This is a genomic window from Paenibacillus ottowii (assembly GCF_050516475.1).
In the GTDB taxonomy this organism is placed as follows: domain Bacteria; phylum Bacillota; class Bacilli; order Paenibacillales; family Paenibacillaceae; genus Paenibacillus; species Paenibacillus ottowii.
In genome coordinates this window covers 1,451,160-1,466,798 of sequence record NZ_CP191577.1, presented here as the reverse complement: position 1 = coordinate 1,466,798, position 15,639 = coordinate 1,451,160, and the positions used below count along the sequence as shown (strand labels likewise).

General features: G+C 46.3%; 13 protein-coding genes. 12 read left to right on the top strand and 1 reads right to left on the bottom strand.

Annotated elements, in window-relative coordinates:
- The first annotated feature begins 58 nt into the window (after positions 1 to 58).
- The 6 genes from gpr to ACQQ6X_RS06840 all read left to right on the top strand — a co-directional run bounded on the left by gpr (position 59) and on the right by ACQQ6X_RS06840 (position 7,130).
- Positions 59 to 1,060 (top strand): GPR endopeptidase, encoded by a 1,002-nt coding sequence (gene gpr / locus ACQQ6X_RS06865; RefSeq protein ID WP_305164706.1) that lies wholly within the window; start codon positions 59 to 61, stop codon positions 1,058 to 1,060.
- 234 nt (positions 1,061 to 1,294) lie between these two features.
- Positions 1,295 to 2,548, top strand: coding sequence for a stage II sporulation protein P (locus ACQQ6X_RS06860; protein WP_305164705.1), 1,254 nt, complete (start codon positions 1,295 to 1,297; stop codon positions 2,546 to 2,548).
- 26 nt (positions 2,549 to 2,574) lie between these two features.
- On the top strand, positions 2,575 to 3,084 hold the full coding sequence (locus ACQQ6X_RS06855) for a hypothetical protein (protein ID WP_305164704.1): 510 nt from the start codon (positions 2,575 to 2,577) through the stop codon (positions 3,082 to 3,084).
- Between the two features lie 71 nt (positions 3,085 to 3,155).
- Positions 3,156 to 4,970, top strand: coding sequence for a translation elongation factor 4 (lepA, locus tag ACQQ6X_RS06850; RefSeq protein ID WP_063210063.1), 1,815 nt, complete (start codon positions 3,156 to 3,158; stop codon positions 4,968 to 4,970).
- A 339-nt stretch (positions 4,971 to 5,309) separates the two neighbouring features.
- A complete protein-coding gene (hemW, locus tag ACQQ6X_RS06845; RefSeq protein ID WP_142613789.1) occupies positions 5,310 to 6,497 on the top strand; it encodes a radical SAM family heme chaperone HemW in 1,188 nt (395 codons plus the stop codon).
- Between the two features lie 156 nt (positions 6,498 to 6,653).
- Positions 6,654 to 7,130 carry an N-acetyltransferase gene (locus tag ACQQ6X_RS06840; RefSeq protein WP_305164703.1) on the top strand — a complete coding sequence of 159 codons (477 nt, stop codon included), beginning with the start codon at positions 6,654 to 6,656 and terminating at the stop codon, positions 7,128 to 7,130.
- Between the two features lie 83 nt (positions 7,131 to 7,213).
- On the opposite strand, the gene ACQQ6X_RS06835 is transcribed toward ACQQ6X_RS06840, so the two are convergent.
- On the bottom strand, positions 7,214 to 7,549 hold the full coding sequence (locus ACQQ6X_RS06835; RefSeq protein WP_430493538.1) for a hypothetical protein: 336 nt from the start codon (positions 7,547 to 7,549) through the stop codon (positions 7,214 to 7,216).
- Positions 7,550 to 8,104: 555 nt separating this feature from the next.
- Between ACQQ6X_RS06835 and hrcA the strand changes: the two genes are divergently transcribed.
- The 6 genes from hrcA (at position 8,105) to dcuR (ending at position 15,638) form a co-directional block, all read left to right on the top strand.
- Entirely contained in the window at positions 8,105 to 9,136 is a 1,032-nt protein-coding gene (hrcA, locus tag ACQQ6X_RS06830) for a heat-inducible transcriptional repressor HrcA (RefSeq protein WP_305164701.1), read from the top strand.
- Positions 9,137 to 9,262: 126 nt separating this feature from the next.
- Positions 9,263 to 9,835 carry a nucleotide exchange factor GrpE gene (gene grpE, locus ACQQ6X_RS06825; RefSeq protein ID WP_064796013.1) on the top strand — a complete coding sequence of 191 codons (573 nt, stop codon included), beginning with the start codon at positions 9,263 to 9,265 and terminating at the stop codon, positions 9,833 to 9,835.
- A gap of 86 nt (positions 9,836 to 9,921) precedes the next feature.
- Positions 9,922 to 11,757 (top strand): molecular chaperone DnaK, encoded by a 1,836-nt coding sequence (gene dnaK, locus ACQQ6X_RS06820; protein ID WP_305164700.1) that lies wholly within the window; start codon positions 9,922 to 9,924, stop codon positions 11,755 to 11,757.
- A 248-nt stretch (positions 11,758 to 12,005) separates the two neighbouring features.
- Positions 12,006 to 13,130: a molecular chaperone DnaJ gene (gene dnaJ, locus ACQQ6X_RS06815; RefSeq protein ID WP_149033721.1), complete on the top strand. Its 1,125-nt coding sequence runs from the start codon at positions 12,006 to 12,008 to the stop codon at positions 13,128 to 13,130.
- Positions 13,131 to 13,282: 152 nt separating this feature from the next.
- On the top strand, positions 13,283 to 14,938 hold the full coding sequence (gene dcuS / locus ACQQ6X_RS06810) for a DcuS/MalK family sensor histidine kinase (protein WP_305164699.1): 1,656 nt from the start codon (positions 13,283 to 13,285) through the stop codon (positions 14,936 to 14,938).
- A complete protein-coding gene (gene dcuR / locus ACQQ6X_RS06805) occupies positions 14,931 to 15,638 on the top strand; it encodes a two-component system response regulator DcuR (protein ID WP_305164698.1) in 708 nt (235 codons plus the stop codon). The genes dcuS and dcuR overlap by 8 nt, the downstream gene beginning before the upstream one ends.
- Position 15,639: the final 1 nt, after the last annotated feature.

Genomic DNA, 15,639 nt, shown 5'->3' with positions numbered 1-15,639 from the left:
AACCTGTTGGGTGGCTCGCACACTATAGCCAGTGATGGTATATAAGGAGGGGTAAGAGATGGATCTGGATTTGCAGAAGTATGCAGTACGCACGGATTTGGCATTAGAGGCAAGAGAACTGGCAGAACGAAATCAGTCTGTACCGCTCGCGGGTATAAATGAGAACGTGGAGGAAGATAACGGTATTAAAATTACACGGTTGGATGTATTAAATGAAGAAGGAGCCAACCGGATCGGACGGGTACAAGGGCATTACGTTACGCTCGAAGTACCTGGCTTACGTGAAGGCGACACTGGGCTCCAGCAGCGGGTAGCTATTACCTTTGCAAAAGAAATGGAGCATTTTATACAAAAAATAGGGATTTCTAAGACGGCAAAAGTGCTGGTGGTAGGTTTGGGAAATTGGAACGTTACTCCTGATTCGCTGGGTCCGCTTGTCGTTGAAAATTTAATGGTGACCCGTCAATATTTTGAACTGACACCTGATCAGATCAACCCGGGATATCGGGATGTAAGTGCGATTGCACCGGGTGTTCTGGGTATTACGGGAATCGAATCCAGTGAGATTGTTCAAGGTATTGTGGATCGCACAAAGCCAGAACTGATTATTGCTATTGACGCTCTGGCATCACGTTCACTGGAGCGTGTCAATACGACCATTCAGGTGGCGGACATCGGAATACACCCAGGTTCAGGTATCGGCAACAAGCGGCGCGGCATCACCAAGGATATTATGGGGGTTCCGTGTATCGCGATCGGTGTTCCCACCGTATGCTACGCTTCAACGATCGTCAATAATGTAATCGAATTGATGAAAACGCATTTTACCAAGGAAAAGGCTTCTACCAAAGTAATTCTGGGGATGTTGGATGATATTTCAGAACCTGAGAGACTTGGGCTGGTGAGAGAGGTACTTCAACCATTAGGGCATGATTTGATTGTAACTCCAAAAGAGATTGATGAATTTATTGAAGATATCGCGAATATCATTGCGACCGGATTGAACGCTGCTCTGCATGAGGCGGTTGATCCCGACAATGTCGCCGCTTATACGCATTAATGAAAGGCTAGCAAAACCATCTTTCTAGACACAGACACAAAGATCTCTATTTAACAGGCAGCCTATCTCTCTCTCAAAAAGGGATGGGATTAACCTGTAGATAGAGATTTTTGTGTTCTAGTAATTGTTCTCCGTTCATAGAGTTGAAATATAAGAGATTTCCGCAACTGATAGGAACCCTGTGTTCTAAATGTAAAAAGCGGGTTTCGACGGGACGAAGGAGGACAAGCTCACATGAAAAAAATTCAGACCTGGAACGTCGGAAGATGGAGAAGAAAAGGTATCGAAATTTTGGCGATGGGACATACGCTTGTGCTGCTTATCATGGGCTCGGCGCTTTTATTTGTCGTTTTGGGATTAGGAGGATTGGCAGAAAATCGTTTGCAAACCTCTCCTGTTTCTTCGATGAAAGGATTGGCGGGCTCGGTTTCCAGCAGTTTTTTTGCGGATATGCTAGGTATGGAGGTACCCCATTTGGCACAAAAGAAGCAGCATTCTTCGTTGTCGGGGGAACAATGGTCGCCATTCGTTTTTCAGATTCTTACAGGTATTAATCCGCAGGATCCCAAAAGCCTCATTGCTCGTGAAATTCCTGGCATGTCTGCGGGAGCGCCTGTCTTGCTGCGCAAGGGTTCGGGGAACATCAAGGTGGAGGGTCCTACGGACTATCAGCCCGATCAGGGAACGACGGATACCCCTGGAGGATCAGACACAGCTGAGAACCCGCCATCTACTACACCGGATATTCCGACAACACCGGAAACAGACCCTGCTCATAAGGATGATCCAGTTGATGCGGCTAAAGGGGAGAAGCGTATATTAATCTACCACTCTCATCCGAGAGAAGCATATAACCCATTATTAAGCAAAGCCAGCTCTAACCCCAATTCAGGTTCCAAATCAGCCAATGTATCAAGGGTGGGGGACTTTGTAAAGAAGAGACTGGAAAAGAAAGGGATATCCACACTGCATGTAAACAAGGATTATGCGGCCACCGTTCAAAATTACAATTGGAACTACTCTTATAAATATTCGCGCGAAACCGTCAAGGAAGCTTTGGCTCAAAATAAAGGTTTAACTTATCTGCTTGATATTCATCGTGACTCTCAACGTCATGGAAAAACAACAGCCACTATTAATGGACTCTCTTATGCCAAAGTGTATTTTATCATTGGACATGACAACAAAAATTGGCGTAAAAATGAAGCTTTTGCCGCTCGTATTCATGAAAAGCTGGAAAAATCATATCACGGCGTATCGCGCGGTGTATGGGGGAAAGATGGCGGCAAAGGAAACAACGGGGAATACAATCAAAGCTTGTCTTCCCATAGCATTTTGATCGAAATCGGGGGGATTGATAACACCGAGGAGGAGTTAAAACGAACCTCTGACGTTTTGGCGGACATGATCAGTGAAGTGTATTGGGAAGATCAGAAAGCGCAAAAGGCGGGTACCCATGTATCTGACAACCAAAAAAGCGGCAATTAAATAAGGTAGCAGGAAGGGGGATATAAATGTCTGGACATTTTCGTAAAAAAGCGTTCGGATTTGTGCTTCTGGTCGGGGCAGGCGTGCTACTTGGCATGCAGCTGGCAGGCTCTGGCCTGCGCTCAGTCTATGGCCCGGAATGGGCAGAGAATCCCGTTTCATCGAACAATCAGCAGAAAGTTGAATACGAACAGACGGTGATTGAGGATACCCCGGCAGCTAATGCCCGAGCGTATAACCGTACGTATAATACAGGTGGTAAGGTCGAGTTTGAGCCGCAAACGGACATGAATGCAGAGAATACAAACGAACGAAGCGAGGAGCAGAGTGCACGCTGGACACATGAATGGGATACGAAAACTGCACAAGATGACAATATCCGGCAAGGTCTGGAGACACCTCGTAAACTGCTAGCCGTCAAGGCGCAGGAGGCATCAGTGGATACCATGGCCGACAAGACGGCTGGACTGCTTCAAAACCTGTCAAGAAAGAGCATTCGCTGGGTTGTATCTGTATTTGACGGGGTAACAGAATAGAAATATTGCTGACCCCCCTTACAACTGCTATAATAAGCTGATTGATACTAGGCATTGTGTGGGGGTAAGGCATGACTGATATTTTGGCAAGACAACGTAAAATTCGGAACTTTAGTATCATTGCACATATAGACCATGGTAAATCCACGCTGGCTGACCGGATCTTAGAGTACACCGGTGCACTCACTTCCCGTGAAATGCAGGAGCAAGTGCTTGACCAGATGGAACTGGAGCGGGAGCGCGGGATTACGATTAAGCTCCAGGCAGTGCGACTCACCTATAAGGCCGATGACGGCGAAGAGTACATTTTGAATTTGATTGATACCCCGGGACACGTCGATTTTACCTATGAGGTATCCCGTAGTTTGGCAGCCTGCGAAGGTGCTTTGCTGGTAGTAGACGCAGCGCAGGGGATTGAAGCTCAGACACTGGCTAACGTTTATTTGGCGCTCGATAACAATCTGGAGATTTTGCCGGTGCTTAACAAAATTGATTTGCCGAGTGCTGATCCTGAACGGGTTAAGCAGGAAATCGAGGATGTTATCGGCTTGGACACAAGCGAGACTGTACATGCTTCAGCCAAAGCTGGAATCGGTATCAAGGAAATTCTGGAACAGGTGGTCAGAAGTGTGCCTGCTCCGCAAGGAAATCCAGATAATCCGCTCAAGGCGCTTATATTCGATTCGCATTATGATCCTTATAAGGGCGTTATCGTATATGTACGTGTTGTGGATGGCAGTATCCGCGCAGGTTCGAAAATTAAAATGATGGCGACTGACAAAACGTTTGAGGTCATTGAGGTTGGCGCTTTCATGCCACGTATGACAATCGTGGACGAGCTGAATGTCGGTGATGTTGGTTTTATTGTTGCCGGAATCAAGCATGTGGGCGACACACGTGTCGGGGATACGGTGACGGATGCCAAAAATCCAACACCAGAGCCGATGCCAGGCTATCGGAAAATTAATCCGATGGTGTATTGCGGTCTGTATCCGATTGAAACATCGGAGTACAACGACCTGCGTGAGGCGCTTGAAAAGCTGCAGCTGAACGATGCTTCGCTCAGCTTTGAACCGGAAACATCCAGTGCGCTGGGCTTCGGTTTCCGTTGCGGTTTCCTTGGACTGCTCCATATGGACGTCATTCAGGAACGTATTGAACGTGAGTTCAATATTCCACTGATTACAACGGCACCGAGCGTAATTTACCGTGTACAATTGACTAACGGGGAAACGATCGAAATCGATAACCCTTCTAACTACCCGGAAGTAGGACGTATTGAACATGTGCAAGAACCATATGTTAAGGCAGGCATCATCGTGCCAAATGATTACGTAGGTACGGTTATGGAGCTTTGCCAGACCAAGCGTGGTGAGTACGTGAACATGGAGTACCTGGATACAACACGGGTAACGATTACGTACCAGATTCCTTTGTCTGAAATCGTATATGATTTCTTTGATCAGCTTAAATCCAGCACCAAAGGATATGCTTCCTTTGACTATGAGATTTCAGGCTATCGCCAGTCTAATCTGGTGAAGATGGATATTCTGTTGAATGGCGAGCAGGTCGATGCCCTGTCGTTCATCGTGCATAGAGATCGGGCTTACCACCGCGGACGTATCATTTGTGAGAAGCTGCGTGAGCTGATCCCGCGTCAAATGTTCGAGGTGCCAATCCAGGCATCTGTAGGAACAAAGGTGGTTGCGCGTGAAACCGTCAAGGCTATGCGTAAAAACGTCTTGGCCAAATGTTATGGCGGCGATATTTCCCGTAAACGGAAGCTGCTTGAGAAGCAAAAAGAGGGCAAGAAACGTATGAAGCAGGTCGGTAACGTAGAAGTACCACAGGAAGCATTTATGGCGGTACTGAAGATAGATGAGTAAAGCAGTTTGAAGTATTCGTCCATTCTTTCATGGGGCATTGGTCCAGCATGAAGAATGGACGTTCTTTATTTGAGCAAGCTATTCAGGACAGAAATCTCGTTCAAAACTGATTTAGAGTAATATGGCGACTATATCTTTAAATCTTTAGAGTATGTCTAAAGATGTTTCTTTTTACTGCAACACCTACACCACAAAAATGGCTGATTCGTGGTGGGCAGCAGCGGAGTGGATGGAATCGTTCTGAAGAAGCGTTAGCAAGAATGATCCATTCACGAAGCGTTCTCCCCCTCATCAGCCCATTTTTTATCACCACACCCTGAATCGATAAGGAGGATCGGTATGACCGCATCCATACAAAAACATGAATATTCATCCGCACCTCAAGCGGTTTATCTGCATATACCTTTCTGTACGAATAAATGCTTTTACTGTGATTTCAACTCTTATGTGCTCAAGGATCAGCCTGTTATGGAATACTTGTATGCCTTAGAGCGAGAGATGGAACATACAGTCAAACTTCACCCACCTGGGGAGATAAAGACTATTTTTGTCGGGGGCGGAACACCAACAACCCTCACTCCGAAGGAAATGGAATATTTCCTGAAGAGCGTTCGTACCTATTTTCCAAACTGGGCCGAAGATATTGAGTTTTCCATGGAAGCCAATCCGGGTACAACTGATTTTGAAAAACTTTCTGTGATGAAAGAAGGCGGCGTCAATCGACTCAGCTTTGGTGTGCAGGCTTTCCAGAATGAGCTGCTTACAGGCATAGGACGTATTCATAGTACAGATGATGTCTATCGTAGTTTGGAAAACGCACGTAAGGCTGGCTTGGACAATCTGTCGATTGACCTGATGTTCGGTTTGCCGAACCAAACGGTTGATATGCTGGATGAAAGCGTTAGTAGAGCGCTGGAGCTGGAGCTTCCTCATTACTCTATCTATAGTTTGAAGGTTGAAGAGAACACGCTCTTCCACACGCTGTATCAGAAAAATCAGCTGCCGCTTCCACATGAAGATGACGAATTGGAAATGTATTTACTCCTTATGCGTCGCATGAAAGAAGCGGGTTATGAACAGTATGAAATTAGTAATTTCGCAAAACCAGGTTTGGGAAGTAAGCACAATATGACTTATTGGCGTAATGAGGATTATTACGGTCTCGGCGCTGGGGCACATGGTTATGTCGGCAGAGAGCGTCACATGAACATTAAGGGCATTAACCCTTATGTGGAGGCTACTCGGAATGGTCTGCCACGTCTGGATAGCTTTGAGGTGCCGACGGCGGAAGCCATGGAGGATTTCCTCATGGTCGGTTTGAGAATGCTGGAGGGGGTGTCCAAATCCCGCTTTAAAGCTCAATTCGGTCAGGCGTTGGAGGACATATTTACAGTTCCTCTTGGAAAAATGCTGAATGCGGGATTAATCGAATCGATCGAGGATGGGTATCGTTTGAGCGAACGCGGTATTTTATTCGGAAATGATGTATTTGCAGAGTTTATCGGGTCGATCACAGCAAATGCATAAGTTACAGGCTTCGATACAGTACGTTTTCACCGCATAAGCTGTACTATCATTGTATTACACCATTCTGCCACAGCAGGGTAAATGGAGTATTGCGATTCTATGCGTAATGTTGTATATTTATTCATTATATGCGGCAAGCGGCAGGAGGAGAGCAAGATGGCTTCAGTGTGTAAAGATGTATTGTGCAGAAGTGCGGTTCCTGAGGATGTGGAGCCTTTATATCAAATGATTAGCGGCTATGCAGAGCGGGGGATTATGCTGCCACGTTCAAGGGAAGTGCTTATGCGCCAACTGGAGCTGTTTATTGTTGCAGAGGTGGATGGTCAAGTTGTTGGTTGTGGTTCTTTATGCAAATTGGGCGCTGATTTAGTGGAGATTCGCTCCCTTGGCATCTCTGAGGGGCATAAAGGAATGGGAATTGGCTCCAAGCTTGTGGAGGGCCTTATTATAGAAGCGCAGCGGCAACGTATTCCTAAAATTATGGCATTGACCTACGAGGTATCCTTTTTTATAAAAAACGGTTTTGATGTAGTTAGCAAAGAGATTTTCCCTGAAAAGGTATGGACCGACTGCATTCACTGCAGCAAGCAAAACAATTGTGATGAAATCGCAGTATTGAAAGTACTGAACTGACCTGGTAATAATGAGGTCAGTTCAGTTTTTTTATCAGGACATAGTTGTGCGTATGTATTGCAGCTTGTAATGTTTGCCCTTGTTCATTTCTCGAAGGTTTGGAGCAGCCACCAAATGAATTGATGATGAGGCTTCAGTTCCGAGGGTATTTCACTCAGGCTGCTTATGGGATGTTCCCCGTAATAATCCGTATCATTATAAAAGTATGTAGTGCCATCTAACGGCACTTGATGTTTGTATTTATACAAGGCGACAACGTATTTTTCAGACTCTCCGGTTTGGCTTGGACGATATGTGTACTCTTCCCAATCGGCTGGTGTTAAATCATCATAATGTGATATAGCTGTAACACTATATTTTATTTGCTTGGGAATACTTGGACTAAATTCTTGTGGGTAAAATAAAATGGTATTCCACATGCTTAACAGAATGGTAGGGACCAGGATAAAGACACACCACAGAGTTCTTAATTTACGAATTAGATGGATTACGGAAATCATAAGAGCAGCGTTCAGAATAAAAGTTAGTGGCAAAGCAACTATTCTGCCAAGTCCTGTGTACGGAAACAATTCAATCAAAATGTAAAACATACAAATGGTGGGTAAGAGTGCGATTAGGGCGTATAAAAGGTTACGGGGCTGGCTTCTCAGATCTCATTCCTCCTTTAGGGCAATGAAGTTAAAACAGCTTGGGGACACCATCTCAAATTTTTCTGTTTTCTGTCCTATAGATAAATACGGTTTGGATATGATGAATAATGAGGTTTTACGTGAAAAATTGCAAACGCTCTGTTTTGCCATAGTAATCAAAAATGGATGTAATAAATATCGTTTATTGAAAATACTGATCTGACTTGACAATGATCAGGTCGGTTTGGTATTTTTGTATTATCAGTTAGCACTCATCGCGAACGAGTGCTAATGATTCCATTTAACAATCATGCTATTATGGATAAACGATAAGGGGGGATTCGCTTGTTAACCGAACGTCAGAGACTCATTTTGAATGCGATTATTGATGACTACATCCGTTCGGCTGAGCCAGTGGGTTCCCGCAGCATATCCAAAAGGCAGGATGTCGGATTCAGCCCAGCTACGATCCGTAATGAAATGTCGGATTTGGAGGAACAGGGCTATCTGGAGCAACCCCATACTTCTGCGGGACGCATCCCGTCTCATAAAGGCTATCGTTATTATGTGGACCATTTGGTGCCGCTAAATACACTTAAGCCTGTGGAAATGCGGGAACTAAAAGCCTTTTACGCCGAAAAGCTGAATGTAATGGAACAAGTGATCCAGCATGCATCAGGCATTTTGTCCCATATGACCAATTATACTTCCATCCTGCTTGGGCCGGAGGTTTTTCATACTTCGTTGCGTCATTTTCAGCTGTTGCCGCTCAACGAAACGACGGCAGTGGCGATTATCGTGACCAATACAGGTCAGGTGGAGAATAAAACGGTGGATATTCCACCAGGAATCTCAATCTCCGAGATGGAGAAGGTTGTGAATTTGTTGAACAGCAAGCTGGTCGGCGTGCCGATTTATCAGCTTAAATCACGCCTTTACACCGCGCTTGGTCAGGAAATGGAGAAGCATGTATCTCATTTTGAGGACGCTATGAAGGTGCTGGATAAAGCACTCGATAATGAATCAGATCAGCGCTTGTATTTAAGCGGTGCGACGAACATGCTGAATCAGCCTGAATTTAAAGATGTTGAGAAGGTTAAACATATTCTTGATCTGCTGGAGGAAACACCAACGCTGCTTAAACTGATGACCCCTGTAGCCGGAGCACCTGAAATTCAAGTCCGCATCGGTACGGAAAATAATCATGAGGCGTTTGCTAACTGCAGCCTGATTACTGCTACATATGCAGTAGACGGAGAAGCGTTGGGCACGATAGGTATATTGGGGCCGACGCGGATGGAATATGCGAGAGTTATTAATATTTTGGGTATCCTGTCTAAGGATTTGACCGCAATGCTAACGCAACGGTTTAAATAAAACAAGATCGCATCGCACAGATTGCGGTCCTACATGTTCCGCGCTGGGATACGGTTTGTATCCTGCGCGGGTGCATTGTTGCGTGCTTTTGTAAGGGGAGTTACAACTTGAAGGAGGTGAAACATTTTGAAGGAAGAACAAGCGTTCCAAGATGAAAAACAACAAAATGTAAGCACAGAGGAAGCCGCCGAAACGAGCCAGCAGGAAGAGCCGGTGAATGAAGCGGCAGCACTGGAAGCCGAGGTAGAAGACACAGAGGTGGCCAAACTTCGTGCAGAGGCTGAGGAGCATCAGCAGCGGTTACTGCGTGCACAGGCGGATTTTGACAATTTTCGCCGTCGTACGCTGAAAGAAAAGGAAGAGCTTGCCAAATATGCGTCTATGAAGCTGGTTACCGAGTTAGTACCTGTTTTGGATAACTTCGAGCGTGCACTGGCAACAGCATCGCAAGGAGCAGAGTCTGAGTCATTCACGAAAGGGGTGGAAATGATTTTCCGCCAGTTTGAGAGTGTGCTTCAGGCAGAGGGAGTAACGGCCATGAATGCGGTTGGACAACCGTTTAACCCTGATTTCCATCAGGCTATCATGCAGGTAGAGAGCGAAGAGCATGATGAAGGCATTGTTGTTGAAGAGGTACAAAAGGGATACATGCTGAAGGACAAGGTGCTTCGTCCAGCAATGGTAAAAGTTAGCATGTAACTTTTTCTATATACATTAGACTTACATCATTCTGATCAACTATTCTGGCCTGAGGGCCTCGTATATACAGAAGGAGGAATTGTCCGATGAGCAAAGTAATCGGTATTGACTTAGGTACAACCAACTCTTGTGTGGCTGTTATGGAGGGCGGCGAAGCCGTCGTTATTCCAAATCCGGAAGGCGCACGCACAACCCCTTCCGTGGTCGGTTTCAAAAAAGATGGGGAGCGTATTGTAGGGGAAACGGCAAAACGCCAAGCCATTACAAACCCGGATCGTACAATTATGTCCATCAAGCGTCACATGGGTACAAGTCACAAAGAAAACATTGATGGTAAGGAATATTCTGCACCGGAAATTTCCGCTATGATTTTGCAAAAGCTGAAAGCCGATGCTGAGGCATACCTAGGCCAAACGGTTTCTCAAGCAGTTATCACTGTTCCTGCTTATTTCAATGACGGTCAACGTCAAGCAACTAAGGACGCAGGTAAAATTGCCGGTCTGGAAGTTTTGCGGATTGTCAATGAGCCAACAGCAGCTGCATTGGCATATGGTATGGAAAAATCCGAAGACCAAACAATCCTTGTATATGACTTGGGCGGCGGTACATTCGACGTATCCATTCTGGAACTTGGCGATGGTTTCTTCGAAGTTAAAGCTACAAGCGGCGACAACAAGCTGGGTGGCGATGACTTTGACCAAGTGATTATTGATTACCTTGTAAATGAGTTCAAGAAAGATCAAGGTATTGATCTGAGCAAAGATAAAGCAGCTGTACAACGTCTGAAAGACGCAGCAGAAAAAGCGAAAAAGGAACTGTCCGGCGTATTGACAACAACTGTTTCCTTGCCGTTTATCACCGTAGCTGACGGCGTTCCACAGCACTTGGAGTTGAACCTGACTCGTGCGAAGTTTGAAGAATTGTCCGCAGATCTGGTAGAACGTACTTTGGGACCTACTCGTCAAGCGATGAAAGATGCAGGCATGAGTGCTAGCGACATCGATAAAATCGTTCTGGTCGGCGGCTCCACACGTATTCCAGCTGTACAAGAAGCAATCAAAAAGCTGACAGGTAAAGAGCCTCACAAAGGCGTAAACCCTGATGAAGTGGTAGCTTTGGGTGCGGCCGTTCAAGCAGGTGTATTGACAGGTGATGTGAAAGACGTCGTTCTTCTTGACGTAACTCCACTGTCCCTCGGTATCGAAACCGCAGGTGGCGTATTCACTAAAATGATTGAACGCAACACGACAATCCCTACGAGCAAATCGCAGGTATTCTCGACATATGCCGACAATCAGCCTAGCGTAGAAATTCACGTACTGCAAGGTGAACGCGAAATGGCAGCAGGCAACAAAACACTGGGCCGTTTCCAATTGGGAGATATCCCTCCAGCACCACGTGGTGTACCGCAAATCGAAGTTACCTTCGATCTAGATGCGAACGGTATCGTGAACGTTTCTGCTACAGATAAAGGCACAGGCAAAAGCCAAAAAATTACGATCACTTCTTCCAGCGGCTTGAGCGACGAGGAAGTAGAACGTATGATGAAGGATGCCGAGTTGCATGCGGAAGAAGATAAGAAACGCAAAGATCTGGTAGAAGCGAAAAACGCTGCAGACCAACTGATCTACTCCGTAGACAAAACGATTAAAGATCTGGGCGAAAAAGCGGATGCAGGTGAAGTCGAAAAAGCCAATGCAGCTAAAGAAAATCTGCAAAAAACGCTGGAATCCGACAACCTGGAAGACATCAAAAAAGCTACTGAAGAACTGACTGAAATCGTTCAGCAATTGTCTGTGAAATTGTATGAGCAAGCCGCTCAAGCAGCACAAGCTCAAGAAGGAGCAGCAGACAGCAAAGGCCGTGACAATGTAGTTGATGCGGACTATGAAGTTGTTGACGAAGATCAGAAGAAAGATTAAGCAACGGATCGGGTAGTGGCAACTTTACGGTATACCGGTGCGTTATGATATACTGAACAGTAATTAGCAGCGTAGCTGCCTTGATAAATAACAATTAGCCTAAGGGTAACCGTTATTTCCAAGATAAATAAGCATATTACGGGTTGTACTGCCTTGAAATGATGGGAAGGTCAAAGCCGGGTCATCCCGCGCCTTTGGCTTTCCTTTTATATGTAGTGCAGACACGTTGTAGGCATGGGGGTGGAACATTGGCTGATAAGCGTGATTATTATGAGGTGCTAGGTGTCGCAAAAGGTGCTTCGGATGAGGAAGTCAAAAAGGCTTACCGTAAGCTTGCGCGTCAGTATCATCCGGACGTGAACAAGGCTGCGGACGCTGAAGCAAAATTTAAAGAAGTAAAAGAAGCTTACGATGTCCTCAGTGACGGCCAGAAGCGGGCAAGATATGACCAATACGGTCATGTAGACCCGAATCAGGGCATGGGAGGCGGCTTCGGCGGTGCCGACTTCGGTGGCGGATTTGGTGATATTTTTGATATGTTCTTTGGTGGCGGCAACGGTCGACGTGATCCGAATGCACCGCAACGAGGGAACGATCTTCAATATACGATGACGATTGAATTCAAAGAAGCGGTATTTGGTAAAGAAACCGACATTCAAATTGAACGTACGGAAACATGCGATACGTGTCATGGTACAGGAGCCAAAGCGGGTACTAAACCACAGACCTGTTCCGTCTGCCACGGCAGTGGACAGGAAGAAGTGGTGCAGAATACACCGTTTGGTCGCATGGTTAATCGACGCGCCTGCTCCAATTGCGGCGGTTCTGGTAAAATCATCAAAGAGAAATGTACGACTTGTAGTGGATCAGGTCGTGTCCGCAAAAAACGTAAAATTCATATCCGCATTCCAGCGGGTGTGGATGATGGCGCACAAATGCGTATCAACGGTGAAGGCGAAGGCGGGGTCAACGGAGGACCGGCAGGCGACTTGTACGTCGTATTCCGTGTGAAGTCGCACGACTTCTTTGAGCGTGAGGGAGACGACATCTACTGTGAAATTCCGCTGACGTTCTCGCAGGCAGCGTTGGGAGATGAGGTTGAAATTCCGACGTTGACTGAGAAAGTGAAGCTGAAAGTTCCGGCAGGCACGCAAACAGGCACTTATTTCCGTCTTAAAGGAAAGGGTGTACCAAAACTGCGCGGCGTAGGTCAAGGTGACCAGCATATTAAGGTAGTTGTGGTAACGCCTAGCAATCTGAGTGAGGAACAGAAGGAATTGCTGCGTCAGTTCTCTTCGCTTAGTGGAGAGCAGACACATGAGAATGAGCAGTCCTTTTTTGACCGTGTGAAGCGCGCCTTCCGAGGCGACTAAGCCAAAGCCGAAATCGCGGAGCTTCAACCATGAATTCGAGGGGACTATTCCGCAGTGCGGGATAGCTCCCCTTTTTTATGTTTACGTAAACACATACATAACCATTTTTGTATAAGCAGTTGAACTATGAGTTTCTCGCAAGTAGAAAAGGGGTGAGTTCCATCAAAAAAATACGGCCAAGGCTGCGTCGTGGCAAGCCGCTGTTAAAGCTTAGAGGTCTAATAACGCTGCTAGTTTGCTTGGTTATGGCACTTGTGCTTCTGCCCGTAACCCTGTTATTTGCGGAGAGAGTTGAGTATGAAACGGAGAAGGGGCTCGAAGACAAGGCCATGTCCATAGCGCGTACACTCGCTCATACACCGCTTATTATTGAGCAATTGCAACAGACCCATTATTCTCCTGCCATGCAGGAATATGTGAAGAAGGTTTCATCGGCGAATCATGTCCAATTTGTCGTGGTCATGGATATGAAGGGAATTCGTAGAACACACCCGGATGCTAGGAAGATCGGCAAAGCCTTTGTTGGAGGAGATGAGTATACTGCCCTTCATGGTCAGGAGAGCGTGTCCGTTGCAAAGGGGACACTGGGCATGTCCATGCGGGCTTTTTCCCCCATATTTAGTATAACGGGAAAGCAGGTAGGGGCGATTGTAGTCGGTATATCCATGCAAGATGTACAGAGAGCCCAGGAAGGTAACACCCGTCTTATTGCTATCGTCATTGGTATCGGGATGTTGATTGGCACAGGAGGAGCTGTTGTGCTGGCTCGAAAAATCAAAAATATGCTGGTCGGTCTGGAGCCGCCGGAAATCGCACGTTTGCTGGAGGAACGCAGCGCGATGTTGCAGTCCATCAAGGAAGGAGTCATCGCGGTGGATGAAGGCGGTCGTATCATGCTGATGAATGCAGAAGCGATCCGTCTACTCAGGCAAGCGGGGATTGAAGATTTTTCATTCTCTGGACAGGAAATTACTGTGTATTTATCTGCTTTCCGATTGCAAGAGGTGCTGGAAGCGAGCACTCCACGGATGGATGAGGAGATGGAGCTGGGTGGGATCACCTTGCTGACGACCAGTGTTCCGATCCGGGTCAAAGGAGCCATTGTCGGAGCCATTGTAACCTTTCGGGATAAGACGGAGATGAATCAGCTTGCGGAACGTTTGACAGGAGTTTCTCTGTACACAGAAGCACTACGTGCGCAGGCTCACGAATTTATGAACAAGCTGCATGTCATTATGGGCATGGTACACTTGCGAATGTATGATAAACTGGAGCACTATATTATGGATGCCGTCGAGCACCATCAAGTAGAAATTGGTTCCATTACCCGGCAGCTTAGGGACCCAGTTATGGCGGGGTTTGTGTTAGGAAAATTAAGCCGGGCCAGAGAGGCAGGGGTAAGTTTTGAACTGACTCCGGGGAGTCACTTGCCTGAATCCAGTCAAACCCAAACGACACATGAACTGATTACTATTCTTGGCAACCTGTTTGATAATGCAGTGGAGGCGATGGAATCTCTGGAGCCTAAGCGGATTACCCTTTCACTTTATTATGAGGAAAACCGGCAGAATGGCTGTCTGACCTGTATCATGTGCGACAATGGTCCGGGTATACCGGAGGACCTTAGGGAGACTATTTTTGAAAAAGGCTTTTCGACCAAGGGAGAGTCACGAGGGATGGGGCTTTATCTGGTGACGCAAAGCGTAAAGAGGCTGCAAGGAAGTGTTAAATTGATCCCTGTCGAGCAAGGGTGCTGTTTTCAGATTACAATTCCATACAGTATAGCGGGGAATGATAAACATGATTAATGTCCTAATTGTAGAAGATGATCCGATGGTTGCGGAATTTAATCGTAAATATATAGAGCAGGTAGAGGGCTTTCAATGTGGCGGCTGGGCTTCTTCAGTGGAAGAAGCTAAGAAATATATAGCTGAACAAGCGCTTGATCTGATATTGCTGGACGTGTATATGCAAGAAAGCAATGGCCTCGATTTACTGTCATTCATACGGGAGGCTGGAGTGAATGTGGATGTTATTGTCATCTCAGCTGCAAGTGACATGAGCAGTATCAAAAAAGCGATGAACTTCGGCGCGGTGGACTATTTGATCAAGCCTTTCCACTTTAACCGTTTTCTAGAGGCCCTGACCGGGTACCGAGAGCACATTAGTATTGTGCGTGAGCGCAGTCTACTGTCACAGGAAGAGCTGGACCGACTAATTTATCACAAAAGCATCACTAAAGACTTGGCACGGTTGCCCAAGGGGATAACGAAATCCACGCTGGCTATGATATGGAATTGTATCCAGCAGCATCATAAAGCTCTATTTTCCACCGAGGATATTGCGGAGAGTGCAGGGATCTCCAGGGTATCTATGCGCAAGTATCTGGCTTTTATGACAGAGATTGAAGTGCTCTCTATGGAAACCATCTATGGTACTATTGGACGTCCTGTTTACCAATACCAGGTGTTGCCGCAGGCAGAAGGAATCATTAATAGTTATATTTAAC